This is a genomic window from Synechocystis sp. LEGE 06083, from assembly GCF_015207725.1.
GTDB lineage: Bacteria > Cyanobacteriota > Cyanobacteriia > Cyanobacteriales > Microcystaceae > Synechocystis > Synechocystis salina.
Genome location: NZ_JADEWJ010000436.1, coordinates 1 through 1,550, shown reverse-complemented (window position 1 = coordinate 1,550; position 1,550 = coordinate 1). Strand labels below are relative to the sequence as shown.

General features: G+C 49.5%; 2 protein-coding genes and 1 pseudogene. All 3 read right to left on the bottom strand.

Annotated elements, in window-relative coordinates; all coding sequences use genetic code 11:
- Positions 1-200 (bottom strand): annotated as a pseudogene (locus IQ219_RS19525) (RNA-binding protein); the annotation flags it as partial.
- Between the two features lie 236 nt (positions 201-436).
- The gene (locus IQ219_RS19520) at positions 437-781 is read right to left on the bottom strand and encodes a rhodanese-like domain-containing protein (RefSeq protein WP_190596980.1); all 345 of its coding nucleotides are present in this window, start codon (positions 779-781) and stop codon (positions 437-439) included.
- Between the two features lie 39 nt (positions 782-820).
- Positions 821-1,550: SpoIID/LytB domain-containing protein (locus IQ219_RS19515; RefSeq protein WP_194073714.1), on the bottom strand; the 730-nt coding region annotated here is incomplete at its 5' end.

Here is a 1,550-nt window from a genome sequence, read left to right as displayed (position 1 = left end):
CCATTATATTTCTCGATGAATTCATCCGCCGCTTCGTCAGTGGAAACCGTTACAAAAGCAAATCCCCGGCATTTACCCGTTTTACGGTCTTTGATAACTTTGGTGGAAACAACAGCATTGGCTTCTGCAAATACTTCCTGTAGTGCTTCCCGCTCAATGGATTCTTTGGGTAGGTTACCGACGTAAAGACGAATGGACATGATGTAAATACCTCCGGGGATATTTTCTGTAGGAGAAATTGCTTGGGCAAAGGGCCCTGTTGGATATTAAAAAAGTTGACTATTGACTAGCGGGCTAACAGTTAACCAAGTTGACGATAATACTAGACACCAGGCCATGGGGACAGTCCCGTCCGTCCCGGTTACTTTTCTTAATAATATCGGCTATTGTCCTCAAAACCAAACAGTTCGGCCCTCTGCAGTGATGCCAATGGGAGTTAATAACGGGGAATGGTGGCATCAATCACACGGGAATAGGCATCAATTCCCCCCACTACGTTTTTAACTTTACTAAAACCTTGATCCACTAACCAGTGGGCCATTTGGTCTGAACGGATGCCATGGTGGCAAAGCACCACAGTTTCCTGGTCAGATTTGTATCGTTCTTGAATAGTATCAGACCAGTGGGCAAACTCGCTCAAGGGCAGGGTTTCAAAGCCTGGCAGGGCCGCAATTTCCACCTCATGGGGTTCCCGCACATCAATCAATTGGCGATCGCCGTTGGGGTGAGCCAACATCAGGGCTAAGTCCTGAACAGAAATTTCGATGGGCATGGAAGTCATACGCAGTGGGGTGAGAATGTAGGTGAAAAAAAGTTGGCATCAAGGGCGGGGAGTTTGCCCTAGAATTTGCTCATTGAGCTGTCTGATTTGAGTGCCAGGATAATAAAAAGCTAAAATTTGTTCCGCCGACCATCCCAACTGGGATAGCTTATAGGAGCCAAATTGACTCATGCCGACCCCATGGCCAAAGCCTCCCCCAACGAAAAAGACGCTTTGGAGTCGCTGGTTAGCATCGTAGGTGGGTTCCAGGTAGAACAGGGTACTGCGGGGAGGACCAAAGGCACTGCGGGCTTCGTTTTTAGCCAATTCCACCACGCCTTTATCGGTCAGCACCTCCAGCATTAAAATTCTCCCCGATGGCGATCGCCTAGTGACCTTCATATCGTAAATGGTGGTGAAATCCGCCAGGGGATGGCGCCGGTTGGTCAGATACTTTTTCAGATCCTGATTCAATTCCGCCAACGTAGATGGGTAGCGCCAGCGCAGAAACTTCCGCCCCGTTTCGTTAAATCCTTCCTTGAGGTTGATAAATTTACGGAAAGTCGCTTCGTCGGCCAGGCTTTGGTTGGACAAATTCCAAATGGGCTGGGCCGAGTCGATGACCGCCTGAAGATAGGGCCGCTCTTCCCCATTCCAGACATCGCTAAACTTGGCCGTTACCCCCCCCGCCGTAGAGGAATAAAGGGCATCTACCAATTGATTGTTATAGGTTAAAACCTGCCCCGCCGTTTCCCTAATCGCCTCATCGGCCCTGGGGCTAGTGCCACTT